The 25,305-nt window shown below is 51.2% G+C and carries 18 protein-coding genes and 1 pseudogene; 6 read left to right on the top strand and 13 right to left on the bottom strand.

The genetic code is table 11. The features are described from left to right. Window positions 1-2: 2 nt before the first annotated feature. The 3 genes from iolD to FIV45_RS03115 are packed head-to-tail and all read right to left on the bottom strand — an operon-like array spanning window position 3 to window position 4,605. Window positions 3-1,862 (bottom strand): 3D-(3,5/4)-trihydroxycyclohexane-1,2-dione acylhydrolase (decyclizing), encoded by a 1,860-nt coding sequence (iolD, locus tag FIV45_RS03125; RefSeq protein WP_099470915.1) that lies wholly within the window; start codon window positions 1,860-1,862, stop codon window positions 3-5. 26 nt (window positions 1,863-1,888) lie between these two features. Continuing rightward, the gene (locus FIV45_RS03120) at window positions 1,889-3,799 is read right to left on the bottom strand and encodes a bifunctional 5-dehydro-2-deoxygluconokinase/5-dehydro-2-deoxyphosphogluconate aldolase (RefSeq protein ID WP_099470914.1); all 1,911 of its coding nucleotides are present in this window, start codon (window positions 3,797-3,799) and stop codon (window positions 1,889-1,891) included. 5 nt (window positions 3,800-3,804) lie between these two features. Continuing rightward, window positions 3,805-4,605 carry a 5-deoxy-glucuronate isomerase gene (locus FIV45_RS03115; protein ID WP_099470913.1) on the bottom strand — a complete coding sequence of 267 codons (801 nt, stop codon included), beginning with the start codon at window positions 4,603-4,605 and terminating at the stop codon, window positions 3,805-3,807. Between the two features lie 165 nt (window positions 4,606-4,770). Here FIV45_RS03115 and iolG point away from each other — a divergent pair, with 165 nt between their 5' ends. After that, a complete protein-coding gene (gene iolG / locus FIV45_RS03110; protein WP_099471063.1) occupies window positions 4,771-5,757 on the top strand; it encodes an inositol 2-dehydrogenase in 987 nt (328 codons plus the stop codon). 92 nt (window positions 5,758-5,849) lie between these two features. On the opposite strand, the gene FIV45_RS03105 is transcribed toward iolG, so the two are convergent. After that, window positions 5,850-8,168, bottom strand: a complete 2,319-nt coding sequence (locus tag FIV45_RS03105) for a TonB-dependent receptor plug domain-containing protein (RefSeq protein ID WP_165776861.1) — start codon at window positions 8,166-8,168, stop codon at window positions 5,850-5,852. A 239-nt stretch (window positions 8,169-8,407) separates the two neighbouring features. Here FIV45_RS03105 and FIV45_RS03100 point away from each other — a divergent pair, with 239 nt between their 5' ends. Then, window positions 8,408-10,519, top strand: a complete 2,112-nt coding sequence (locus tag FIV45_RS03100) for a phytase (RefSeq protein WP_099470911.1) — start codon at window positions 8,408-8,410, stop codon at window positions 10,517-10,519. 2 nt (window positions 10,520-10,521) lie between these two features. Beyond that, window positions 10,522-11,982, top strand: a complete 1,461-nt coding sequence (locus tag FIV45_RS03095; protein WP_099470910.1) for an alkaline phosphatase family protein — start codon at window positions 10,522-10,524, stop codon at window positions 11,980-11,982. A 70-nt stretch (window positions 11,983-12,052) separates the two neighbouring features. On the opposite strand, the gene FIV45_RS03090 is transcribed toward FIV45_RS03095, so the two are convergent. Together FIV45_RS03090 and FIV45_RS03085 are read right to left on the bottom strand one after the other, a co-directional pair. Next, the gene (locus FIV45_RS03090) at window positions 12,053-13,180 is read right to left on the bottom strand and encodes a Gfo/Idh/MocA family protein (protein WP_099470909.1); all 1,128 of its coding nucleotides are present in this window, start codon (window positions 13,178-13,180) and stop codon (window positions 12,053-12,055) included. Window positions 13,181-13,207: 27 nt separating this feature from the next. Further along, a complete protein-coding gene (locus FIV45_RS03085; RefSeq protein WP_099470908.1) occupies window positions 13,208-14,827 on the bottom strand; it encodes a solute:sodium symporter family transporter in 1,620 nt (539 codons plus the stop codon). 236 nt (window positions 14,828-15,063) lie between these two features. Between FIV45_RS03085 and FIV45_RS03080 the strand changes: the two genes are divergently transcribed. Beyond that, on the top strand, window positions 15,064-15,897 hold the full coding sequence (locus FIV45_RS03080) for a MurR/RpiR family transcriptional regulator (RefSeq protein ID WP_133118505.1): 834 nt from the start codon (window positions 15,064-15,066) through the stop codon (window positions 15,895-15,897). A 39-nt stretch (window positions 15,898-15,936) separates the two neighbouring features. Here FIV45_RS03080 and FIV45_RS03075 read toward each other — a convergent pair. From FIV45_RS03075 to FIV45_RS03065, 3 genes and pseudogenes are all read right to left on the bottom strand, one after another. Then, window positions 15,937-16,143 (bottom strand): annotated as a pseudogene (locus FIV45_RS03075) (transposase); the annotation flags it as partial. Between the two features lie 8 nt (window positions 16,144-16,151). After that, the gene (locus tag FIV45_RS03070; RefSeq protein WP_099470905.1) at window positions 16,152-17,099 is read right to left on the bottom strand and encodes a 3'-5' exonuclease; all 948 of its coding nucleotides are present in this window, start codon (window positions 17,097-17,099) and stop codon (window positions 16,152-16,154) included. Window positions 17,100-17,478: 379 nt separating this feature from the next. Beyond that, window positions 17,479-18,378 carry a LysR family transcriptional regulator gene (locus FIV45_RS03065; protein WP_204601961.1) on the bottom strand — a complete coding sequence of 300 codons (900 nt, stop codon included), beginning with the start codon at window positions 18,376-18,378 and terminating at the stop codon, window positions 17,479-17,481. A 122-nt stretch (window positions 18,379-18,500) separates the two neighbouring features. Between FIV45_RS03065 and FIV45_RS03060 the strand changes: the two genes are divergently transcribed. Both FIV45_RS03060 and FIV45_RS03055 read left to right on the top strand, forming a co-directional pair. After that, window positions 18,501-19,046 carry a carboxymuconolactone decarboxylase family protein gene (locus tag FIV45_RS03060; RefSeq protein WP_099470904.1) on the top strand — a complete coding sequence of 182 codons (546 nt, stop codon included), beginning with the start codon at window positions 18,501-18,503 and terminating at the stop codon, window positions 19,044-19,046. Window positions 19,047-19,130: 84 nt separating this feature from the next. Continuing rightward, window positions 19,131-20,444 (top strand): pyridoxamine 5'-phosphate oxidase family protein, encoded by a 1,314-nt coding sequence (locus FIV45_RS03055; RefSeq protein ID WP_099470903.1) that lies wholly within the window; start codon window positions 19,131-19,133, stop codon window positions 20,442-20,444. 476 nt (window positions 20,445-20,920) lie between these two features. Here FIV45_RS03055 and nhaC read toward each other — a convergent pair whose 3' ends face one another. The 4 genes from nhaC to FIV45_RS03035 all read right to left on the bottom strand — a co-directional run bounded on the left by nhaC (window position 20,921) and on the right by FIV45_RS03035 (window position 25,189). After that, window positions 20,921-22,456, bottom strand: coding sequence for a Na+/H+ antiporter NhaC (gene nhaC / locus FIV45_RS03050; RefSeq protein ID WP_099470902.1), 1,536 nt, complete (start codon window positions 22,454-22,456; stop codon window positions 20,921-20,923). Between the two features lie 102 nt (window positions 22,457-22,558). Then, a complete protein-coding gene (gene dgcA / locus FIV45_RS03045; RefSeq protein WP_099470901.1) occupies window positions 22,559-23,539 on the bottom strand; it encodes an N-acetyl-D-Glu racemase DgcA in 981 nt (326 codons plus the stop codon). Between the two features lie 2 nt (window positions 23,540-23,541). Next, window positions 23,542-24,537: an N-acetyltransferase DgcN gene (gene dgcN / locus FIV45_RS03040; RefSeq protein WP_099470900.1), complete on the bottom strand. Its 996-nt coding sequence runs from the start codon at window positions 24,535-24,537 to the stop codon at window positions 23,542-23,544. Window positions 24,538-24,679: 142 nt separating this feature from the next. After that, window positions 24,680-25,189 (bottom strand): Lrp/AsnC family transcriptional regulator, encoded by a 510-nt coding sequence (locus FIV45_RS03035; RefSeq protein WP_099470899.1) that lies wholly within the window; start codon window positions 25,187-25,189, stop codon window positions 24,680-24,682. Between the last annotated feature and the right edge of the window lie 116 nt (window positions 25,190-25,305).

Genomic DNA, 25,305 nt, shown 5'->3' with positions numbered 1-25,305 from the left:
CGTTATCCATCCACCTTTTGATGTTTTATTTTATCCTGATAGACCTGACGGGCGGCACTGACGTCCTCTGACGACGAAACTTCCGCCATGGGCACATCCCACCAGCTGCCCCCTTCCTGGGTCGTGGTTTTCGCATCGGTGCGGATCACAATAACCGAAGTCTTGCTATGACGCCGGGCCTGCTTCAAGGCCTGTTCCAATCCGGCGACATCCGTGACCTCGGTACTTTCAGCCCCGAGACTGGCGGCATGGGCCGCGAAATCCACCTGGGGGATTTCCCCGTCAACCCGCGTCCCCTCCGCAAACAGGTTATTAAAACTTTCATTGCCGCAGCCCTGCTGCAAACGGTTGATGCAGCCAAAACCACCATTGTCCAGCACCACAATAACAAGCTTCCGATTCAACAAAACGGACGTGGCAATTTCACTGTTCATCATCAGGTAGGACCCGTCCCCCACTACAACAAAAACCGTACTGTCCGGTTTTGCCATTTTGACCCCCAGTCCCCCGGCGATCTCATACCCCATGCAGGAATAGCCATATTCCACATGATAACCGCCGGGCTGATCAGTACGCCAATGTTTATGTAGCTCTCCCGGCAAACCGCCGGCCGCGCAGACAACTACATCCTGCGCGCCCGCACTGCGCTGCACTGCGCCCACGACCTGGGCATCGGTGGGACAGTCCCCATCCACTTTGGCCGTAAGCTGGTCGGTCACTTCATGCCAGCCCTGCGCCAGCCCATACGCCCTGTCATACCAGGCTTTACGGGTGGCACTAACCGTTGATGACAGACCATGATCCAGCTTTTCCAGCCCGACCTTGGCGTCGCAGACCAATGGCTCCGCCCGATGCTTGATGCTGTCAAAAGCGCAGACATTCAGGCCCAGAAGCGTAACATCCGGGTTTTGAAACAACGAACGGGATCCTGTCGTGAAATCCGACAGACGGCAGCCGACGGCGAAGACAACATCCGCTTCCCGCGCCAATTCATTGGCCGCCGCCGATCCGGTAACCCCCACAGCCCCCACTGCAGATTTATGATTCCACGGTAGACTGCCCTTGCCGGCCTGGGTTTCGGCCACCGGAATCATATAACGCTCTGCAAAAGAAGCCAAGCTATCGGTTGCCCCGCTGTATAAGACGCCCCCCCCGGCAATAATCAGAGGATTTTTCGCCCGGGATAATATATCCAGCCCCCGTGTCAGTTCCCCCCGGTCCGGTTCAGGCCGAAGCTGGTCATGATAACGGCGTTCAAAGAAAACCGCCGGATAGTCATAGCTTTCCGCCTGAACATCTTCCGGAAGACACAGGGTCACCGGCCCGCAATCTGAGGGACTGGTGAGCGTCCGGATGGCCTGTGGCAGGCTGGTAATCAGTTGCTCCGGCCGCGTAATCCGGTCCCAATAGCGACTAACCGGCTTGAAGCAGTCATTGGCCACAGTCGTGGGGTCAGTGAAATTCTCTATCTGCTGCAATACTGGGTCCGGCCTCCGGTTGGCGAAAACATCGCCCGGCAGCAGCAAAAGGGGCAGCCGGTTGACATGCGCCAAAGCAGCTGCGGTTATCATGTTCGTGGCCCCCGGCCCCACCGAGGTGGTGCAGGCCATCATCTGGCGTCGCATCCGGGTCTTGGCATAGGCAATGGCCGCATGGGCCATTGCCTGTTCATTGTGCGCCCGAAAGGTGGGAAACTGATCTCTGACCTGATAGAGAGCCTCCCCCATCCCCGCCACATTACCGTGACCGAATATGGCGAACGTTCCGGCAAACAAGGGTAAATCGCGCTCTTCTACGATCACTCGCTGGGCCATCATGTAACGCACCAAAGCCTGAGCTGTGGTTAGTCTTATTGTCTTCATGTCTTATCCCGTTCTTCACACATGCCTTAATCCCGCACGGAAACCCAATGCGCCACCAACCTGTCATAAGATTCTTTCATCATCATGACAGCCTGCTCATCCGTGGCTTCTCCGGCGAACCAGGCCCGGGCGGCATTGCCAAATATCGTCCGTCCAATGGCAAAACCTTTACAGACCGGTTGACGGGCCGCAAGACTGAGAGCTTGTTTAATCTGGTCTTCTGGCGCATCCAGCCCCAGCATCACCACCCCGCGACAATAAGGGTCCCGCGCGGTAATCACCTCACTGAGATTGTCCCACTCTTGAGCATTCAGCGGCGCAGGCAGTTTCCACCAGTCAGGTTTCACCCCCAGATCATAAAAACGCGCCAAACTATCCGAAACCGTCGCCTCGTCGCGCGGCGCGCCTTTGGGCGGAATAATTTCCAGCAACAGCTCCTTGCCATTCTTTCGGGCGCTGTGGAACAGGGTCATCACCGTCCGCTCCTGCGCAGCCTTCAGCTCCTCGGCGTCATCCGGATGATAGAACACCAGACATTTAATGCAATGGTCTTCCGGCCAGACGCGTAAGCTAGACCCCGCATCATCGCCGCCCACCAATTCCAGAGGCCGGGATCCCGGCACTTCAATCGGCCGCCCGACCCAAAGATTACGCCCCGCTGAGGCGGCGAGGGTATCTTCCCCGAACTGGCCATCACATAATATCCCCAACCCCCGGTTTTTATATTTATCCTGAACCTGTATCGCCGCCGTCAAGCATAGTCCTTTAAACGCTGCGATACTGCCGGCCACATCCTCGCGATCCCCGGCGATATCCACCAGTTGGGACCGATGATCAAAGGCGAAGGCCATAATTTCCCGCAAGGCATGTTTCCGGGTGGTGGCCCAATGAATGTGATTCAGGTCTTCATCTTCGCGCAAACGGAAATGGGCGCTGCCCTGTGCGAGAAAATAATCCAGTTCTTCGGCACTGGGACTGGCGGGAGAGCAGCCATGACGGGACACAACAATCGCCCCGCAGGCATTGCCATAACGGCAGGCTGTTTTCAGATCCTTGCCCCCGAGAAACCCGCGCAGGAAACCGGACATAAAGGCATCGCCGGCCCCCAGTTCATTAAACACTTCGATCGGAAAACCAGGGATGATGCTCTCTTCTACGATTGCCGTCGGGATCGCACCGTCGAAATAGGCGCAGCCCTGCGCCCCCAGTTTGACCACCAGCACCGCATCCGTCAGGGTCCGCACTTTCTGGAGAGCCGATACCGTGTCCTCGCTGCCGCCGGCAATATGGAATTCTTCTTCTGTGCCGACAATCACGGTGCAGTCCCCCAGGAAAGACTGAATATGCTCGCTGACCTTCCGGGAAGGCACAAAACGTTGTTCACCAAGATCATGCCCGGTCAGACCCCAGAGCACCGGTCGATAATCAATATCCAGAACCACATGGCGGTTATGCTTTCTAGCATACGTCATGGCGAGACGGCTCGCGGCGTCGACATTTTCGGTGGAGAAATGAGTTCCACTCACCAATAACGCCTTGGCGGAGGCAATAAATTCCTCATTCACATCCGTGGAATCCAACGCCATATCGGCGCAATTTTCCCGATAAAAAATCAGAGGAAAGGTTTGGCGGTCACGTAGCCCGAGAACCACCAAGCCCGTCAGCCGTTCCGAATCCGTGGCCAGAGCATCGGTATTGACACCTTCACGCATCAGGGTTTCCCGCAGGAAACGGCCCATATGTTCATTGCCCACCCGGCTTAAAAGCGCGGATTTCAATCCCAGGCGACTGGTGCCAATGGCGATATTCGTCGGACACCCACCAGCATATTTTGAAAAGCTCTGCATATCTTCCAGACGGCTGCCCACCTGATCACCATACAGGTCTACCCCTGCCCGACCCATACAGATTACGTCGAGTGTTTGAGAAAATGTCATTATATCTATTCCTTCGGCTGCCAGTATGTGGCGTCTGGATCCATGATCCATTGATGTTGTTCTTCAAATTTTGGGATGCTGTAACGGTCATCGGGCAGATGACGAATGATCCAGGCGTAATACATGCCATAGCCCGGCGCGGCGACCTGGGCATGGGTTTTATTATCGACGATCCGTACCGTATCATTGGGACGTACCTTCATAACATCCTCCCCCAGTTCCGCGTGTCCCCATCCGCGAGGGTCCGTGAAACGGTAATGATAAATTTCCGGTTGGGGATGACTGTGCGGGGGGTAGGACGACCATTTCCCCGGCATGGTGATCACTTCCCCCAAAACCAGTTCCGCATTGCGGTGCGAGTTATTGTCGTCAAAAATCGTACGCACAAAACGCAAACAGGTATCACCCACCTGGCCTTTACCCCGATGTTCGTCTTTGCCGCCATCAGGCAGATAAACTTCTGTCGGGAAAGTTTTTTCATTCTCACATTGATAAAGCGTAAACTCGACCTCTGTCTCGGCCCGCAGTTCAACCCGGACACCTTTGGCGGCGTGTATACAGCTTGGCTGCTCATCAAACAGGCTGTGACGTTCAAACACATATGCCGTCCCGTCGACATCAGCTGTCAGCTTACCCTGCATGACCAGAAGGGCCATCTCATTTTCAAGGGTCAGTACATAAGTTTGCGTCGGCGCCAGCTTGAGAACAGCCACGCCGATGGTGGTGACCTCCGCCGAGTCATCGAAACGCGTGATATGGGTTAATCCCAGATCAAAACCCGCGCGATAAGTGTCTAGTAAAGGCATCACTGTCTTTATCTCCTTAAGCTCAGATTATAGTCTATAATGAAATCTGATTTTTCGGTTGAGAATTTTTATTCTATAGATAGAATATTTATTCTATTTTTGGCTATTGTCAAGAATATTTATTCTATTTATGTTAAATTTTTGAATTTGAACAAGGAAAAAACAATGTATTCAATCGCAATCATCGGCGCTGGCAGAATTGGCGCCGTCCATGCACGGAATGCCTATCTTCATCCGGGCCTGGATCTCCGTTATATCGTCGACTTTCAACCGACGTCAGCAGAGGACCTCGCCACCGAATTCGGCACACAAGCCGGTACGCTTGATCAGGTCCTGGCCGACCCTCAACTGGATGCGGTGCTGATCGCCAGCCCGACGTCCACCCATGCAGAATATATTATTAAGTGTGCCGAGGCAGGCAAACATATTTTCTGCGAGAAGCCCATTGACCTCGACCTGGCCACCTCGGAAGCCTGCCTTCAGGCGGTGATGCAGCATGAAGCAAAATTCCTGCTGGGCTTTAACCGGCGCTATGATCCTGATTTCGCCCGACTGAAACAAACTATCGAAGACGGCCAGATCGGCGAGTTGGAAATGCTCCAGATTACCAGCCATGACCCTGCACCACCACCCGTATCCTATATCAATCAAAGCGGCGGCCTGTTTAAAGACATGACGATCCATGATTTTGATATGGCCCGCTGGCTGCTGGGCGAGCCGGTCAGCGAAATTTATGCCGCCGGCAGTTGTCTGGTTGACCCGGCCATCGGCGATGCTGGGGACATCGACAGCGCCAAGATTACGTTAAAAACGGCATCTGGCAAACTCTGCAGCATCAGCAACAGCCGCCGCGCCGTCTATGGCTACGATCAGCGTATCGAAGCCTTCGGCAGCAAAGGTCTGGTCAAAGCTGACAATATCCTGTGCTCCCATGTCGCCGTCTGGGGGGATCAGGGCGCAACCAAAGACAGGGTCCAAGATTTTTTCATCGAACGCTATGACGCCGCTTATCGGATAGAACTGGATCATTTTGTCAATCTTCTTGCCGGAAATTGCCTGCCCCAAACGACAATAGAGGATGGCGTTGAAGCCCTGCGGCTCGCCGAGGCCGCCGCCCGCTCCATGCAGGAAGGCCGGGCTGTCACCCCCTAAAGACCTGCTTTCCCAAAAAAGACCCCGCTGAAATATTTCAGCGGGGTTGAAGTTCAGACTAATGTAATAATCGTCGGGATACGCCCGAAAGATTAGAAGCTATAACGCCCTGTGATCATAAAGATCCGCGAGGCCGTCTCTCTTTCCAGTTCGTAATTGTCGATCGTGCCGCTTCTCTGGTTGGCCAGAACCTCGGCCGCGGTGTCGCCATCGAAATTACGCTCCGCCTGAATGCTTTCCGCATTCAGCAGATTATTACCGGTCAGACGCAGGGTAAAGCCCCCCTCAAAGCGTTTCTCGATAAAGACTTCCAGATTTCCGTCATACCACTGGTCCTCAATCTCCCCAAGAAAGACACTACGGGCCAGCCCCTGCTTCTGGTAACTGGCACCAAAAGTAACTTCATAATCAGGAATATTCTGGGTCAGGCCCACGTTATAAACAAACTTGGGCTGGTGATTAAAACGCACATCCATCTGGGCATTCTCATCAAACCGGTCCGACCAGATGCGGGTAAAGTTGGCAAAGAAGCCTGTCTCTTCAAGATCGATAAATGCCAGGGTTGTACTGATGTCAAACTCAATCCCCCAGGTCTTGCCGTCCCCGACGTTGCGGTATTGATAAAGATTAAAATCATCTCCGCCAACCGTGATCGTGCTGTTGGTGTTCACCAACTGATTGAGGTCCTTGACCTTGCGGTAGAAGAAATTGACACCCATGATGCCCTTACCCGGCAGAACATGTTCATAGCCCACGTCCAGTCCCCAGGATTTCTCAAACTTCAGATCCGGATTTCCCCGCACCGCATCATCATCTTCCGGCTCATCAGTAAGAACCGACGGCACCAGTTGATCAAAAGTCGGACGACGAACCGTGCGGGCAACACTTACCCGGACCTGGCCATTATCCCCCACATCGGCCTGCAAATGGGCCGAGGGATTCAGCAGCGTACTTTTCGCGCTTGTCGCCGCATCATTACCGCCCAGATCAACGAATTCCTGATGGGTCGATGTATGTTCCATCCGGACACCGGCTTCGAAGGTTACGCCGCTTGTAACGTCCCACTGACCGACAAGAAAACCATCCGCACGGGTTTCTTTAATAAAGAAATCACTAAAGACTTCAACAGCCAGAACGCCATTATCATCGCTTTCTTCTAATTGGTTAGAAAAATTACGTTTTTTAATTTTCCCGGCAAACCCGGCCTTGATGCTGAAACTGTCCAGCTCTTTTTCAAGCGAGAAGCTTCCGGCATATTCCTTATCAAGACTTTTTTCTGTTTCCAGCTCTCTTTTATCGAGCTTTTCGTCCGCGTCTGTCAGGGTCTCGACAAAATCAAACCGTTTTCCAAATTTGGCCTCTGTTGAATCAAACTGGCTATAGTTTAACGTAAAATCCATACTCAGACTGTCTGACAGTTTATCCTCATACAGCAAACCAATACCAAAATTCTTCAGGTCCGTATCTGTGTCTTCGGTCCTCTTTTCATCTTCCAGCAAAGGATTGGACGCACTGGTTGGAAGGTCGTCATCATCAACTTCATATAATGCAGTGTCTTCACGCTCGGTCCGGTCAGTATTGACGTAGAAACCGTCAAGGCGCAAAGCTCCCTCATCACCAATCTGGAAGGTCACATCAGAATTCAGTGCAATATCGAGATTTTTACGCTGATCCCGCTGAACAGAATATTCAGACGCCTTTGACTGTGTGATATCGTCCGGGCTGAAAACTTCCCGTCCATCCACCAAACCAGGGTTAAGTTCCGCCAGAATAGTCTCTTCCACCATTTTCTTGGCATTGTAACGCGACTGCACATTGACCGCCATGGAATAAGCAATGCGGTCATCATTAGCCCGACCGGAATAGGTCAGGGCCCCGGACCCTCTGAATTTGTCATCCGCAGCATAGTAAATTCCCCCAAGACGGGCCGAACCACCTTCCGGCAGATTGGCGCCATCCTTGAGAATAATATTAATCGTGCCCCCGACACCCTGGCTGTCGATATCGGCGCCTGGACTACGGATCACTTCAATGCGGTCAATCAGTTCGGCAGGAATGCGGTCAACAAAGACGGTCCTGTCATTTCCCGCTCCCGGCAACGGACGCCCGTTGACCAGAATTTGCGTAAACCCGTCGGCCATTCCCCGCATTTGTGGCGAATCATACTCGCCGATATCACTGGTAAAGGCCACGCCCGGGACGCGTTTCATCATATCCCCGGCGGAAATCGGTTCGAACTTCTGGAAAAATTCTGTATCGTAAACCAGCTCCGGCGAAACGGAAGATGTCCGGTTACGGGTTACCACCTCTCCGGTAACGACAACTTCTTCCATATCAAGTGACGCTGGTTTTTCTATTCCCTTGCTCTGTGCTGCCCAACTCTGGGGTGCCGTAATTACCGCTAATGGCATACAGGATACCAGTAAAGCGGATTTAAGCGCTCCTCTGCGCATAACTCTCTTCATGTATTCCTCCTGGCTTTTTGAAGCCCCTATATTCAGATTAACTCTGCTAATGTATATTTCTACTCTAAACTATTGACGAACTGTATTCGTGCCCCTATCTTAAGAACAAATATTCTATTTATCAACTAAAATAGAATATAATTTCTATTTATGAGCAAAAAGCCTTACTTATAGCGGGTTTCAATATGGAGTTTAAAATGCACAATAAATCACTAAAGCCTATATATATATCGTTTGTGACTATCCTATTACAGTCTTGCAGCATCACGGCGACTCAGGCCACGACAGATCAAAAAGTATTTGAAATCAATCACATAACTGAAACAGAACCCTCCCTGGGAAACAACGCCAACAGTGCGATATACCTTACTTATGCCGCATCACCGTCCCGGAACATGATACTGACTGCCGACGAAACTTTCGGAATAGATATTCTAACTGCATCCGGAAAAAGATCAAATCAGTTAGAAATTGGGCAAATTGAGTCTCTCGCCCTGCAAAGCAGTTTTTCTCTGGCGGGACAGGAGGTCCCCCTTGTCGCAGCCCTTGATACCGCGGCCAATCAGGTTTCCTTTTTCATACCCAACCAGGCTCATTCCTCACTCACCTCTGTGAGCGCCGGTAATATAGACGTTTCCTTTCCCACCAAGGGCATTTGTTTTTACCAAAGCCCCCTCGACAGAAACCATTACCTGTATATTGTCGGTGAAGGCGGCCATATGGAGCAATGGGTGATTTATGACAATGGTGCCGGCAAGGTCGCCGGCCGCGCGGTCAGGTCCTTACGGCTGGGTTCGGAAGTCGGCTTTTGCGCCGCAGACAGCAGCAGCGGTTATGTCTATGCCGCGGAAGAAGCCAATGGCATCTGGAAACTCAAAGGCGATCCAGAAACCGACGCCACGCCGCAAATCGTTGATATTGTTAAATTTGGCCAGATTGACGGAGAAGTCGCCGGACTTGCCCTGTATCAGGATCTGTCGGGGCATAACCTTCTGATCGCCTCCAACGCCAGCAGCAACAGTTTCAATGTATATGACCTGAATAACGATGATCGTTATCTGGGCCGATTTACCGTGCCCGGCGTAGAAGAAAGCGCCGGCCTTTTTGCATCCCCCCGCCCCCTAACTTCACAAACCGCAAAGGGAGCCCTTGTTCTTTCAGATGACGACAACGGCGATCAGGCACTGAACTTCAAGGTCCTGTCCTGGGCGGATATTGCACAAAGTCTTAACTTATCTAATCATGCCGTGAAAAAAACACCGGCCCTCACAAGCATCAAGACCGTGACCCCAACTGTGGAAACCACCCCGGTCACCGTTGGCGGTGATGCGGCGGACGACCCGGCCATATGGGTCCATCCTACGGACCCGGGCCAAAGTCTGGTGATCGGCACCGACAAGAAGTCCGGCCTATATGTGTATGACCTTGCCGGCAAAGTGAAGCAGTTTCTCCCTGATGGCAAAGTCAACAATGTAGATGTCCGCTATGGTTTTTCTTTAAATGGCGAGAAGGTCGATATTGTTTCCGCCAGTAACCGGACCGAAAAGTCGATTTCTCTTTATAAAGCCGACGCGACTGGCCACCTGTCCAATATCAGCGATGGCATTCAGGGACGCGGCATGGAAGACCCCTATGGCTACTGCATGTATCATAGCCGCAAAACCGGTAAATACTACGCCATTCTCAATGGAGACGAAGGCCAAGTGAAGCAGTTTGAACTGCGCCCCACCAAACAGGGCCGGATTTCCCTTTCCTTGGTCCGGGAATTCACTGTGGGCTCACAAACGGAAGGCTGCGTTGCCGATGATGACACCGGCGCTCTTTACATCGGCGAAGAAGATGTCGCCCTGTGGAAATATGGTGCGGAACCGGAGGACGGAACCACACGACAGGCCGTCATTCATGCGACCGACCATAAAAATCTCGAAGTCGATATTGAAGGGGTTTCACTTTACTATGGTCAGGACGGCGCGGGTTATATCATCGCCTCAAGCCAGGGCAATAACAGCTATGCGGTTTTTGACCGCACAGGAGATAACGCCTATCTTGGCTCTTTCGCAGTGGTCGCCAACGGGCCGCTCGGCATAGACGGTTCATCGGAAACAGATGGACTTGATGTCATCAGCACGCCGCTTGGATCCACCTTCCCTTACGGTGTCTTTATCGCACAGGACGGGCGCAATATTTCCCCGGCGGAAAACCAGAACTTCAAACTGGTGCCCTGGGAGCGCATTGCCACCCAACTGAACCTTAAAACATATACCGGCTGGACGCCCCGCCGTCCGTCAGGAGAATAATTGTGAAGCTCAAACTATTATCCAGCAGCACACTCATCTGCGCCAGCCTGCTTCTGGTTTCCTGTTTCGATCAAACAGAATCTACACCTGCTGCCGCAAAAGCTGATCGCCCCAAAAATGTCATCCTCTTCGTCGGCGATGGTATGGGCATCAGCACTGTGACGGCCATTCGTATTCTGGATGGCCAGCTCAAGGGCGGACAAGGCGAAGACAATGTTCTCTCTTGGGAAACATTTCCGCATGTGGCTCTGTCCAAGACCTACAACACCAACCAGCAGGTGCCGGATTCCGCCGGCACCGCCACCGCCTTTATGACCGGCGTTAAAACCAAGGCCGGGTTTATTAATGTCGGTCCCGGCTCCCGGCGCGGTGAATGCATCCCCGCTGAGGAACATTTTGTCCTTAGCGCCCTGGAAAAGGCGGAACAGAAAGGGCTTGCCACGGGGGTCGTGACAACCGCCCGCCTGACCCATGCCACGCCGGCCACCACCTATGCCCATGTGTCGGAACGAGATTGGGAAACCGACAGCGACATGCCGGACCAGGCCCGCAAGCTTGGCTGCCGCGACATTGCCCGGCAACTGATCGAGTTTCCCTATGGTGACGGACCGGAAGTTGCGCTTGGTGGCGGACGGCAGAATTTCCTGCCCACCACCCTCGCTGATCCTGAACATCCCGAAGAAACCGGAAAACGCGACGATGGCCGCGACCTGACCGCCGAATGGACCGCAAAATATAACAATGCCGGTTATGTGTGGAATGAAAAGCAGTTCAACGCCATACAACCCGCCACAACCGACCATCTACTGGGCCTGTTTGAACGGGGCCATATGCAGTTTAGCGCCAACCGGGAACAGGATGTCGGCGGGGAACCAACCCTCTCCGCCATGACCGAGAAAGCCTTGCACGTTCTCCAGAAAAAGGACAAAGGCTATTTCCTGATGGTTGAGGCCGGACGGATCGACCACGGGCATCACGCCACCAACGCCTATCATGCTCTACATGACGGGGTGGCACTGAATAAGGCTGTGCAAAAAGCGATGGACATGACCCGTGAGGAAGATACCCTGATCCTGGTCACCGCCGACCATAGCCATACCCTGGTCATCGCCGGATATCCAACCCGCGGCAACCCGATACTCGGCACCATTCGAACCAATGATACTCAGGGAAACCCGATGACGGAAGCTTTCAAGGCGGCGGATGGTAAGGCCATCACCACTCTGGGATATTATGTTGGTCCCAACAGCCCCCATGAAGATGGCTCCCGGGATGATCCGGCAGCCGTCGACACAACAGCGCCCGATTACAAGCAACAAACAGCCGTTCCGGCGCCGAAAGGCCATCATGCCGGAGAAGATGTCGCCATATACGCCCGCGGTCCTGGCGCCGATCAGATCAAAGGTGTTATGGAACAGAATAAAATCTATAATGTGATAGAGAATGTTCTAAAACTGAAATAGACTTATACTTCTAGACAAAAGGCGCCTCCGTGAAGAGGCGCCTTTTTTTAATCAGAATGATCCACAAGACCTACATATCAGCCGGCGCCACCCATTTTCCTGTTTCTGCCGAGCGGACACAGGCGTCAATCACCTGTTCAATCTTGCAGGCCTGTTCAAAATCCACAGGCGGCAGAGCCCCGGCCTCCACCGCCGCCAGCAGCTTATCGACTTCGATGATCTTCAGATCGTTATAGCCCAATCCGTGCCCCGCTGCGGGACAGAAATTGACAAAATCGGGATGCTCCGGTGCAACAAGAAGGGTTTTAAACCCCTGCTCGCCTTCTTGGTTTCCACTCCGGTAAAATTTCAACTCATTCATCCGCTCCTGATCGAAGACCAGGCTACCGGTGCGCCCGACGATTTCAAACGCCAGTCCCAGTTTACGGCCCTGCGCTACACGACTGGTTTCCAGAATGCCGATCGCGCCCCTGTGAAAACGGGCCAGACAATGGGCCTGATCCTCATTTTCCACGGCCCGCAAGGTGCCATCCGCCATTTTGCGTTGCGGGATGACCGTCTGAAGATCCGCCGTCACCGACGTAATATCACCGAGCAGATGCATCGCCATACAGATGATATGCGAACCCATGTCCCCCAATGTACCGGTGCCCGATAACGTCCGATCACAACGCCAGCCAAACGGCACCGCCGGGTCAGCCATATAATCCTCATTGTGGCGCCCGCGAAAATGAATAATCTCCCCGAGATCCCCCCGGTCGATCATGATCTTCGCCTGGGCAATCAGGGGATTGGCCAGATAGTTATACCCCACCATATTGACGACGCCTGCCGTCTGTGCCGCCGTCGCCATTTCCCGGGCTTCATCCGCATTCAGCGCCAAAGGCTTCTCACAATAGACATGTTTTCCTGCGGCAATGGCGGCCAGCGCCATTTCCTTATGCTGCGCATTCGGAGTGGCTATGGCGACAATATCAATATCCGGATCAGCCATCACATCCCGCCAGTTCCCCGTTGCTCTGGCAAACCCCAGGGCCTGGGCCCGTTCCGATGCGATCGCAAGGTCGCGCTCGGCCAGCATGTATAATTCCGGGATCACCCGCCCCCCAAAAACCACCGGATGACTGCGGTAGGCAATGGCATGAGTTTTGCCAATATACCCCCCGCCAATCAAACCAATTTTTACTGTCTTGTGCATTTTTTCTCGCCTCCGTTCCCCGCCCTGCTATTGGGCAAGCAGAACATAGAACCCCACGGTAATGAGTGAAATGATCACACCGGTAAGTTTGGCGTGACGCCAAGGGGTCACATCGACAGCGTCGACCAACACAGCGACATAAATATGTTCCGCCGGTTTAAAGTGACTGATCAGAAGCATGCCGAGAACCGTCAGAACAAATACAAAGGCCAGCAAATGTAGAAAATGAACTTCATCTGTCATGCCAAACACTGCCATCAACCCCGTCTGCACCTGATCACCGAAACCGAATACCAGCATGTAAAACACAATCGGCCCCGCAATCAGACCAATCTTGGCGGCGAAGGCTGACACATGTTTCGTCATCATACCCAACAGAATGACGGCCAGCATGGGGCCAAAGAATGTCGCATTCACTTTCTGCAGAAAATTATACAAACTGCCGCTGGTGTCAATCAGAGGGGCCGCCGTCATCGCCGCCAACGCCAGAATAATACTGGTGATCCGACCGGCTTTCACCAGTTCCGGCCCCGAAGCATCACGATTGTAAAACACCTTGTATATGCCTTCACAGAACAGCGTCGCAGAACTGTTCAAGACACTGTTAAAAGTACTGAGCACCGCGCCAATCATCACCGCCGCGAAGAAACCGGTCAACACCGTCGGCAGCACCGCCTTGACCAGCATGGGGTAGGCCAGAAGGTAATCCTCTGCCGGTAACACATCCTTGAACATATGAAAGGCGATTACGCCGGGCAGGACAATCACAAACGGCCCGAGCAATTTAAACCCCGCCGCCAGCAGAACCCCCTTCTGGCCTTCTGCCAGGTTTTTCGCGCCCAGCGCCCGTTGCACAATCGACTGATTGGTGCACCAGAAGAAAATCTGGTTGACGATCATACCGGTGAACAGAACACCAAATGGCAGAAAGGAGCCTGTCTCGTTGCCTGTTATATCGAATTTTTCGTGCTCTTCCGTATAGAGCTCGTTCAAGCCTGCAAAGAAATCACCGTCGCCGATCATGATCAGAGCCAATATGGGAATCATCAGGCCGGCGATCAGAAAGCCAACCCCATTGATGGTGTCGGAAATCGCCACGGCCTTAAGACCGCCAAAAATCGCATAGAGTGATCCGAGGCATCCCACCCCCCACACCGTCAACCACAAGGCTTCGCCCTTGGTCAGCCCCAGGGTTTCCGAAACGTCAAACAGGCTTTCAATCCCCGTCGCGCCAAACAGCAGCACCACCGGCAATATGGCAATGGCGTAGGACAACAGAAACAGCAATGTCGCAATCACCCGGGTCTTTTCATCATACCGATTGGTGAGAAACTGGGGAATGGTGGTCAGGCCACTGTTGAGATATTTCGGCAGGAAATACAAGGCTGTCAGGACCATCGCCAACGCCGCAGTGGTTTCCCAGGCCGCGACCGCGATCGTGTGATTAAACGCATCCGCATTCAACCCGATCAGATGTTCCGTCGACAGATTGGTCAGCATCAAAGAGCCGGCAATCGTCCAGGCCGTCAGACTGCGCCCCCCGAGAAAATACGCATCCGAACTGTCCATTTTATCATGGCGGGTCTTCATATAAGAAATCACCGCCACCAGGACTGTAAAGCCCACAAACGACACAAAAGTCAACATTGCACCAAAATCCTCCCTAAGTTTCCCTATTCTTGTAATTGCATCCCTCGATGCATATGTCCTATATTTCTTTCACATGGCGGTCGTGTTTTTTTATTTCGTCGCCATCCCAAAATGAAATAAATATTCTATTTAAAGAATAAATATTCTATTTTTATTGCGAAGTCTAGAAAGATTTCGTATTATTGAATAATAAAGTAAAAACAAACCAGAACACCGGGGAGAAACCAAAGCGTATGGCAAAGAAAAAAGCACCAACGGCTGAAACCTATGGCGAATTATGCGATCTCTTGTCCGCCCGTTTTGACGGACTGAGTAATCAGCTCAAGAAAATTTCCCAGTTTGTTCTGGCCAATCCCAACGATACCGCACTCAAGACCAATGCTGATCTGGCCCGTCAGATTGGCGTACAGCCTTCCAGTCTGATCCGTTTTGCCCAGGCGCTGGACTATGACGGTTTTTCAGAAGTTCAGGCCATTTTCAAGGACCGTCTCGTGCGCCAGTTGCCGGGCGTCGCCGAAAGCTACAGCGACCGCATTCAGGATTTACGGCGGGAACAATCCGACAAGAACAAACAAAGCCTGACATTTCTCGATACTTTTATCGACATTAACCGTTCCGCACTAGAACATTTGGGCAAAGACATCAATCCCGACGATCTCGATACCGCGATCAGAATGATCAAAGGAGCTGATTCCGTTTATATTCTCGGTCAGCGACGCTCCTTCCCGGCGGCGAGTTTCATGTATTATGGCATGAGTCAACTTTCCATCCGCAGTTATCTGGTTGATTCTGTTGGCGGTTTACTGAAAGAACAGATCAATCAGATGGGCAAGGGCGACGTGCTGATTTCCATCACCTTCCCCAAATATGCTGAAGATGTTCTGTCCGCCATTCGCACTGCCAAGGAACGCGGCGCCACGATCATTTCCATGACCGACAGTCCAATCAGCCCGGTGGTCCTCGAAAGTGATGTATGTTTTTATACGGATATCAGCACTGTCAGCGGCTTCCGTTCCTTCGCCGCCACCATGTGCCTCGCCCAGGCTCTGGTCATCAATCTCGGATAGTCACGTTATAAAGCCAGAAATCAGTGCCCCCATTGAGTGGTCCAATGTCAACTCAGCAACCGCTCTCTTGAGCCGGACATTCTCACGTTCTAGATCCTTCAGCTTACGCGCCTGATCCGGCTTCATCCCGCCATACTGACTACGCCAGCGATAACAGGTTTGTTCGGCGACACCCAACTGACGAGCCGCTTCCTCTACTGTCTTGCCCTGGTTTAAAATAACCTCGGCTTCCCGTAATTTTGGCATCAGATGTGTTAGGAGGCCCTCGTAAATCTGGTCAGCGCGTCTTCTCTTCTCTCATACCATTTCTCTGCGCCATGATAGATGGTTTCTGACAACCAGGCTCTTTCGCCATCGGCATCGGAGAGAGGGACCACCGTCTCCCAGCCTTTTGCGATACCGTCACTGCCATCCTTCCAAAGATAGCCGCGCTGCTTCAGCACATCTTTCAGTTCAAAAGGTGCGAATTGTGCGCGGAGCGTAACGCTGTCCTCTGCCGCCGCCCGGATCAGCTGCTGAAAGTAGCTTTCCCCGGCATCCCCCACCTGCGCCAGAATGGCAAGACCCGCCAGACAATCCTTATCCGCCTGATGTGGTTCAAAATAAAAACCAAGATCTGCCGCCAAATGGATCAGTTTCAAACTTTCAAATCCCTGATCCTTCCACGGGATATTGCTCATGGAGCAGGCCCATTTCTTTTCGGAAAATTTCCCGCTGATGCCATGGGTGAAGGGTCGATCAAATGCCGCGTTATGGGCAATGACCAGATCGGTCTTGTCCAAAAGACTTTCGATCTTCGGCACATCCAGAGTTTGCCCCACCAGCATGGCCATCGTGATTCCCGTGAGATCAATGATCTCCTGGGTCAATAGCCTGGTCGGTTCCTGAAAGCCAACATAGGGAGGATATACCCCGATGATCAGCGCATAGTTTGTCGTCGCATCCACGGCGTAGAGGAAGGGCAACAGGCAAAGCTGAATAACCTCATCCTCGGCATGGGAAAGTCCGGTGGTTTCCGTATCGAGATAAATTCCCCTATGGATCGCGTAGTCTGCCATGCCACTGTGTTTGAGAATATTCACTTGAGAAGGATGGGGAAATGTAATTTTACGCAATATTCTGTGGCCACCAGACAGTCCCAACTGATCAATCGCCTGCTCAAATCCGGCATCATCATAAAAATTCAAAACTGGTTCTTGCACACAAACACCCTACTCTGGTTACTCGAAAACTTCTCCATATTACAGGGCGATACAGGCGATTACAAAACCAAAATTTTACACATACGCAAGAACACTATTCAGGCTTCTGAAGAAAAAGGCATTTTTCGAAAACTAACGTCAAACTGTAATCAAATATACCACCTCTGAATACGCATTGGAGGCCAGAAATATCAAATATTTGGAAAAACGTGAGACCCTCATGGCACCAAAGGTGTCAGCACGGGAGGTGCATAATGTGTGAGTGATTATACTTTCTCGAGAATCTCTAAATTTTCGGTTTTATTCAATACGGTGAAATTGAAAAGCCAGATTTAGAGAATACAAAAACTAGCCGGTTTTATATGAGGGCACACAGGCATTAATTTAAATTTTTGTCACTACGCAAATCATCCACCAACATATCAATGAAGCAACGTACCTTTGCTGTTGTTAGACGGCCTTCACGATGCAATATATGAATGGGCAGCGTTGAAGCCTCAAAATTTTCCAATACAGTTTTCAGCGTGCCATCGTTTATGCAGCGTGCAACTTGATATGAAATCAACCTTGTTATTCCCAACCCGGCCCTTGCAGCCTCTATCGCAGCAGCATTGGATGTCGTTATTAAGCGAGGAGTTACCTTAATGGACTGAAGTTTGTTGTTATCAAAAAAACGCCATTCCGACGTTGTATTTATTGCTTTTGATGAAATCAAAAAATGATCTTTTAGATCCGTTAACCTGGTCGGAATTCCATGCTTAGCCAAGTAAGCTGGTGCCGCACATGAGACAACCTTAACTGACCCTACACGTATTGCCCTCATACTGGAATCTGGAAGCTCGCCAATTCGCACCCCTACATCCAAGTCTTCTTCTAACAAATTAACGACCCGGTCTAAAAAAACGGCATCCACAGATACATCTGGGTAGGTCTGTAAATACCTTGTAATTGTTGGCACGACAAACATCTGGCCAAACAATACGGGCGCCGTCACAGACAACAGTCCAGTAGGGCGCGTGCTGACCCCTGCTGCCGAAGCCTCAGACGTTGCCACATCTTCAATAATGCGCCTAGCATCTGCGCAGTAAACAAGACCTGCGTCCGTTGGCCGTACATGGCGGGTAGAACGGTTCAATAACCTCACGCCGAGATGATCCTCTAACTGCGACACGGCCCGTGTCACAGCTGGTGGTGACATATTAAGACGCCGCCCCGCAGCAGCAAAGCCTAGCTCATCTGCCACCGCCACAAAGACTTTCATCAGCCGGAGGATATCCATTTATTATTCCACTTATCACAATATTTAATTAATAATTATCTATATTATTTAATTTTAATGCAACTGTTATCTTTCATTCACTAAAGACTGCAACAGCATTAGATATGCGAAAGGAATGAAAAATGAGTAGAATTAATCTCGTAACCAACGAAACCGCCACATCAGAACAAAAAGAACTTTTCAACGCAATAACTGACCAGCTGGGTATGGTGCCTAATTTCTTGAAAATATTCGCCAACTCTCCTGTTGCCCTACGCGGCTTCCTGGGTTTACACGCCATCGCCGGTGCGGGATCACTTGACACGTTAACCAAAGAGCGCATTGCCCTTGCCGTGGCCGAACAGAATGCCTGTGAATATTGCGTATCAGCCCATTCAGCCATCGGCCGCAAAGCAGGTCTGAGCAGTGCCGAAATTGAAGCAAACCGCGCCGGGACCAGCCAAGATGCAAAAGCAGCCGTGGCCGTAAAACTTGCTAAATCACTGGCAGAGCATAGTGGTGCCGTGACGACCTCTGAACTGCTTGAGGCCCGCAATGCAGGCTTCACAGATGCCGATATTGTGGAAATCATCACCCATGTCGGCATGAATATCCTGACAAATATTCTGGGCAAAGCCAGCCGCGTGGAGATTGACTTTCCGAAAGTAGCCTTAAACAAGGCCGCATAGGATAGCTCACTGGGCGCTTGGTTCTTTGCTTACCCTCAAAATTCCAAGCGCCCAATTCAATGTCATGATCACGAGGAGATAATCATGGGCCACAAATTTGCAGAAATTGCCTTCACCGAAACCATTCGCATCCTCCAAACAGAAATGGGAAGCCGGACCGGATATGCCGACATGGATGAGGGCGAAGATTACAACAATTTAATGAGCACCGTGGAATCGAACTTTATTGCAGCTCGTGATAGTTTCTACATGGCGACGGTTAGCGAAACCGGCTGGCCTTATGTCCAGCACAGAGGGGGCCCCCCAGGTTTCGTGAAAGTTCTAAATGCGAACACTATTGGTTTCGCCGACTATGCCGGCAACAGACAATATGTCAGCACAGGAAACTTACTTAAAAATGACCGAATATCTCTCTTTTTTATGGATTACCCGAACAGGCGACGGTTAAAAATACTGGGACGGGTATCCCTCGTTCCATCCGATGACCTTGAGACATTAACCCAACTGGAAGATGATCACTTCAGAGCGCCTGTTGAACGGGCGTTCCTCATCAAAATCGAGGCTTTTGATTGGAATTGCCCCAAATATATCACGCCCCGTTATACGGAGGAAGATGTTGAGGCTCTCATCACACCTCTGCAAAAGAAATTTGACCTGCTGAGAAGAGGTGATCAACCGTCTCAAACCCTGCCTAAAGTACCGAATGAAATTGGTGCCGGCCCCTTGCCGCTTGTGATTACCGCTATCCGGCAGGAGGCTGAGAATATTCGGTCCTATGAACTTTGCCATCCAGATGGGGCTGCTTTGCCTCCTGTTAAAGCAGGGGCTCATATCCAGGTGCCCGTTGTTACATCTTCAGGGGATGCCATTTGGCGATTTTATTCAATCTGCTCTGACCCAGCGCAGCAAAACCATTACCGGATAGCCGTATTAAATCAACCGGGTGGTCGTGGCGGATCATCGGCCTTGCATTCTGAATATCAAGTTGGGATGCGCTTGGCCTGCTATCGCCCTGATAATTATTTTGCCTTACAAAGCGAAAAGCACAAGAAGGGGGCCAAGGCTGTTTTTATCGCAGGAGGCATAGGCATTACACCAATTCGTGCCATGGTGTTTGAGGCAGAAAAAAACGGCTATGCCTATGTCCTGCATTATGCGGCACGATCAAATAAATCATCCGCCTTTACCGGTGACTTTACCTCTTTAAGAGATCGCGCTTATATATATTTTAGTGAGGAGGATGAGCGTTTGGATCTTCACCGCATATTCGCCGCAGCAACTGCGGATACGATCCATTATCTTTGTGCCCCCCCCGCCATGTTGCAAGCAGCGCGCTTCACTGCACAAAAAATGGGGTTGAAGCCTTCATCATTGATATTTGAAGCTTTTAAAGAATAACGAAAAACCGTAAAAGTAGCTTTGTCAAAGTAAAATATTACTCCGTTTCATCCACCCAATTACTATCGCCGTATGAACTATTAATATCGTTATTTTAAGAACTCTCCTGAGGTTATTCATCTGGCAATTTTGTTGTACATCAAATCTCCTCTTTCTCTAAGACATATGGAAGATATGTTGTTTGAACGTGGAGTTGATATTTATCCCGACCGGAAGGGCAGCGCGGAGCAGAAAACAGTCCGTCTCTGGTGGAACATATTTGGGCCTTTTCTCGCCGCAAAGGTCAGAAAAAGGCCTATTTCATATCCCACAAATTACGCGAATTGGAGATGGTACCTAGTAGACAGACAGACATTTAAGAAATTTCGTTCAGAACCCATGACTGAATGGCGCTCCCTCACAGCATAAATAATTTGTGATTAAATGCCTCTTTGCCCAACTTAAGTTTACTTTGACATAATCTGTCAGCCCCCTATTTATGAGGCACGACTTTGGCCAACGGCAGAGTCTTTTGGTATAAAATTCTGGTCCACCTCCACCTCGGAATCAAGCAACGTCACTTTAAAATTTAGAATGCCATAAAGTGAAGTCATAATCGGAGACAGTATGTTGAAAAAACAATAAGGGGCATAGGCGAAAGCTGAAATACCCAACACGCCGCTGATAAAGGCGCCACAGGTATTCCAAGGCACCAGAGGTGATGTCACCGTCCCGGCATCCTCCAGCGTACGGGAGAGGTTTTGAGGGGCAAGGTTTTTCTTCTTGAACTCAACCCGGTACATCCGGGCGGGCAGAACGATCGAAATATATTGATCCGCCGCAATCACATTAACTCCGATACAGGTGCAGACGGTCGCCACAATCAGACTGCCGGTTGAGGTCACCTGTGACATCACGCCCGCAATCAAGCGCTGTAATAATCCGGCATGTTCCATAATCGAACCAAACATCATTGCGGCAATAACCAGCCAAATCGTATTCAGGATGCTCGACATGCCGCCCCGGGATAAAAGCTCATTCAGCTCTGCATCCGGTGTCGTGGCGACATAACCGTCAAACAAGGCCGTCCACACGCCCTTGATCATGACCGCCACATCATGCAAGTTATCGCTTGCCGCAAAGTCAAGCAACAACGGCTGCTGGAAGACCAGCGATACAACGATACCGGCACTGGCGCTAAGCAGCATCGCTGGTAAAGCCGGAAACTTACAGGCCGCCAGAATAATCACCACCAAAATGGGGACCAACAGATGGGGGCCAACGTGAAAGACCTGTTCCAGATAAAGAAGCTTCTGATCCACGCCTGCCGCCGGGGCGCCCCCTTCAATGCCCAGCCCCAACACCCCATAGACCACCAGAGCTATGGTTATGGCAGGAACTGTCGTCCAGGTCATATGACGGATGTGCGTAAAGATATCAGTTCCCGCGACCGCCGGGGCAAGATTGGTTGTGTCCGACAGAGGCGACATTTTATCGCCGAAATAAGCCCCGGAAATAATCGCTCCCGCCGTGATTTCCTGTGAAATTCCCAGACTGGTCGCCACGCCAAAAAGACCAAGGCCGATGGTCCCGATCACCGACCAGCTGCTGCCGATACTGAGCGAGGCCAGAGCGCAGACAACGCAGGTGGTGAGATAAAAGGCACTGGGGTCAATGAGTTTAAGGCCGTAATAAATCATGGCCGGAACAGTGCCGGAAATAATCCAAGCCCCAATCACCGCGCCAACCATCAACAAAATCAGGATGGCGTTGACCGTCACCGAAACCCCGTTGGCAATCGCGCCTTCAAGAGCGTGCCAACGATGGCCATTCTTCATGGCGATCAGCATCGCAACCCCGCTGGCAACAAACAGCGCAATCTGGTTTGCGCCGGATGAAGAATCTGCTCCGTAAAAATACACCGAACTGGAAAGCAGTATAATCAGTGTAATTAATGGCACAAGAGCGTCCCACAAACTCGGCAACCTTGGGGGAATTTGAAGGGGAACATTTTCAACGCTTGACTCTGGCATATACTTCCTCAAAAAATATTTATATTTCAATGACATCCGAAATACAGAGACTGAATTGGCAGTGCCACAAGTCACTCCTGATGATAGGCTATATTTTTTACCCTAGCCCCACATCTCTCTGTCGGGGGCATAAACAGAACTGTGCTCATACCGCAGACCCGGCGAACGATCTTTCGCCAACAACAAGGGCCCATCAAGGTCGCAGAACTCCGCCATCGCACCAATAATCATCGCCGGGGCCATGGCGATGGATGTGCCTGTCATACACCCCACCATAATCCGTAAGCCCAGGGCTTGCGCCTCTTCGGCCAACAGCAAGGCTTCTGTCAGACCGCCGGTTTTGTCGAGTTTGATATTGATAAAGCCGTATCGCGACTTCACATCAGTTAAAGAACTGCGATCAAGGCAGGATTCATCGGCACAGAGGGGCACAGACCCCTGATAGTTTTCCAACGCCTGATCCGCCCCGGCGGGCAGGGGTTGCTCAATCAATTCCACACCATAATCCGCGAGAGGATCGGCGAGGCGACATAATTCCCCGTAGCTCCACGCCTCATTGGCATCAACAATCAGCCGCGCCTCCGGCGCCGCCTGCCGCACCGCCGCCACCCGCGCCAAGCTGCCCGACGCGCCCAACTTGAGCTTCAATAATGCCCGGTCTTGATGTTTGGCGGCTTTGGCAGCCATTTCCTCTGGCGTCTCCAAACAAATAGTATAGGCGGTGACCAGAGACGGCGGCATGGTCACCCCGGCAAGATCCCAGGCGCGCTTGCCCGCTTTCTTGGCTTCAAGATCCCACATCGCGCAATCAAGGGCGTTCCGGGCAGGGCCTGCGGGAAATAATAAATTCATCTCTACCCGCGTCAGACCTTCTTCAATTAAGGGGCGGAGAGCTTCGATGCTCTTTTCCACCGCCTCCATCTGTAACGGGTCAGATTCATGAGGCTCACATTCACCGCGACCAATATGCGCTCCGTCCTGCAATTCAACAACCAACGTATAGCTTTTGGTCATACTCACCCGGGAAATTGTAAAACTGCCGTCCAGCGGCCAAATCTCTTTTTGGATCTTCAGTGAAACCATGATTAAAATCCTAGTTTATCAACAATTTTCGCCACACCTGTCCTGACGGGATCACAACAGGGCAAGCCGAACGTCTCTTCAACCCTTTGCATATAGTCTAACGCGTCACGTTCCGAGAGTTTGGACGTATTGATACAAAACCCTGCAAATTCAACGTTCCGGTTGGTCAGCCGCGCTATACTCAGATAACCGTCCATACAAGCCCCAAAATCCACAATCGGAAAATTTGGCAAGCCATCCATATGTGTCAGACTGGCATTATGACACAGAACTAACTTATCAGACTGGCTGCCATGCATAAGCCCAACCGTGACCCCAGCATAGGATGGGTGATATAACGAGCCCTGCCCCTCGATAATATCCCAATGATCCGCATCGTTCGCCGGTGACAAGGTTTCTGCTGCCCCGGAAATAAAATCAGCCACCACCGCATCAACCGAAATCCCTGTTCCGGCAATAAAAATCCCGGTTTGGCCCGTCGCTCGATAATCGGCGTTCACGCCCCGTGATTTCATCTCTTTTTCGATAGCGAGGGAGGCATATTTCTTGCCAACAGCGCAGTCCGTTCCAACCGTAAGCAGACGCATACCCGTACGTTTTTCACCGGTTCCCACATCGAACTTTTTGTCAGATTTACGAATGTCATACAGCGTCCGGCCATGGGTCTTTGCAATCTGGCTAATCTCCGGATGGTCCTGTAGGCGGTCATGAAGCCCCGCCGCCACATCCAGTCCCTTTTCGAGAGCAGTCAGGATGACAGAAACCCAGCTTGCCTCGATCTTGCCACCAAAAGGAGCGATACCGATCACCAGGGTTTTGATTCCCGCGGCAACCGCCTCATCAAGATCCAAATCTGGTAGCCCAAGATCAATAGTTCCCCCTTCCAACCGAAATTGCCCTTTACACGCCTCAGGACGCCAATAGGCAATTCCCGCAGCTGTTTTGGCATTCTCGATGACTTTTTCCGATCCCAGAAAAAGTAAATATGGCTGTTTCATACAATCCTCCAGTTAAATCAATTCATGACTGGATTATAACAACTTACGACAGGGAGAAAGTCTGAATATGATAGCCGCTTCGTGGAATAAATCTATTTTTGAGGAGGAAAACCGCCTTAATTCTTAGCGGATCGAGACCGCTTTAATCGCGGCAAAAGTAATTGTAGATTTCTTCTACATTTGTTTGATGGGGGGATTTTATCACTTTCGACACGGCCAGAGTTTTATAATCGAATTCTATGTGGCCTGTCGTCGTAAACTCTTCGATGATTGCCAGATAGTCATCAACCCCCCGCGATAAAATTTTCAGGATATAATCGACATCCCCCAGCACTGCCTCACATTCAATCACCTGGGGCATTTTCTCAATCATTTGCTCAAACTTTCTTGAAACAGACAAAGAGTAATTTTTAAGGGTTACTTCAACACGGGAATAAGACACATTCGCCAGTTCCCGCAAATCAAGTTCCGCATGATACCCTTGGATGATACCGGCCTTTTCCAGTTTTTTTATGCGTTCCCAACAGGGCGTGGCAGAAAGCCCCACCACATCGGACAACTGTAATTTGGTCATTCGGCCATTTTGGCACAGGGCCGATAAAATTTTAATATCAAGCCTGTCCATTTTCATCGCGCTATCACGGTACTTCATACATACATCCCTTAACTTGTCTCTGATCACCCTAGCCTCTTTTCCCCCCTGAAACAATGTCAATAGATGACGGCGGTGGAAAGCTCAATGACGCAACAGTTTTTGCAGAAGGTCGC

Source organism: Paremcibacter congregatus (assembly GCF_006385135.1).
GTDB classification, from domain to species: domain Bacteria; phylum Pseudomonadota; class Alphaproteobacteria; order Sphingomonadales; family Emcibacteraceae; genus Paremcibacter; species Paremcibacter congregatus.
This window is presented reverse-complemented; position numbering and strand designations above follow the sequence as displayed.

What these genes read in the sequence shown, in the direction of transcription:
- FIV45_RS03090 (WP_099470909.1), bottom strand. Translation starts at nt 13,180, where the DNA reads ATGCACAAGACAGTAAAAATTGGTTTGATTGGCGGGGGGTATATTGGC.
- FIV45_RS03060 (WP_099470904.1), top strand. Translation starts at nt 18,501, where the DNA reads ATGAGTAGAATTAATCTCGTAACCAACGAAACCGCCACATCAGAACAA.
- dgcN (WP_099470900.1), bottom strand. Translation starts at nt 24,537, where the DNA reads ATGAAACAGCCATATTTACTTTTTCTGGGATCGGAAAAAGTCATCGAG.
- FIV45_RS03035 (WP_099470899.1), bottom strand. Translation starts at nt 25,189, where the DNA reads ATGAAGTACCGTGATAGCGCGATGAAAATGGACAGGCTTGATATTAAA.
- FIV45_RS03100 (WP_099470911.1), top strand. Translation starts at nt 8,408, where the DNA reads ATGGAGTTTAAAATGCACAATAAATCACTAAAGCCTATATATATATCG.
- iolD (WP_099470915.1), bottom strand. Translation starts at nt 1,862, where the DNA reads ATGAAGACAATAAGACTAACCACAGCTCAGGCTTTGGTGCGTTACATG.
- FIV45_RS03120 (WP_099470914.1), bottom strand. Translation starts at nt 3,799, where the DNA reads ATGACATTTTCTCAAACACTCGACGTAATCTGTATGGGTCGGGCAGGG.
- nhaC (WP_099470902.1), bottom strand. Translation starts at nt 22,456, where the DNA reads ATGCCAGAGTCAAGCGTTGAAAATGTTCCCCTTCAAATTCCCCCAAGG.
- FIV45_RS03065 (WP_204601961.1), bottom strand. Translation starts at nt 18,378, where the DNA reads ATGGATATCCTCCGGCTGATGAAAGTCTTTGTGGCGGTGGCAGATGAG.
- iolG (WP_099471063.1), top strand. Translation starts at nt 4,771, where the DNA reads ATGTATTCAATCGCAATCATCGGCGCTGGCAGAATTGGCGCCGTCCAT.
- FIV45_RS03115 (WP_099470913.1), bottom strand. Translation starts at nt 4,605, where the DNA reads ATGCCTTTACTAGACACTTATCGCGCGGGTTTTGATCTGGGATTAACC.
- FIV45_RS03105 (WP_165776861.1), bottom strand. Translation starts at nt 8,168, where the DNA reads ATGCCATTAGCGGTAATTACGGCACCCCAGAGTTGGGCAGCACAGAGC.
- FIV45_RS03080 (WP_133118505.1), top strand. Translation starts at nt 15,064, where the DNA reads ATGGCAAAGAAAAAAGCACCAACGGCTGAAACCTATGGCGAATTATGC.
- FIV45_RS03055 (WP_099470903.1), top strand. Translation starts at nt 19,131, where the DNA reads ATGGGCCACAAATTTGCAGAAATTGCCTTCACCGAAACCATTCGCATC.
- FIV45_RS03085 (WP_099470908.1), bottom strand. Translation starts at nt 14,827, where the DNA reads ATGTTGACTTTTGTGTCGTTTGTGGGCTTTACAGTCCTGGTGGCGGTG.
- dgcA (WP_099470901.1), bottom strand. Translation starts at nt 23,539, where the DNA reads ATGGTTTCACTGAAGATCCAAAAAGAGATTTGGCCGCTGGACGGCAGT.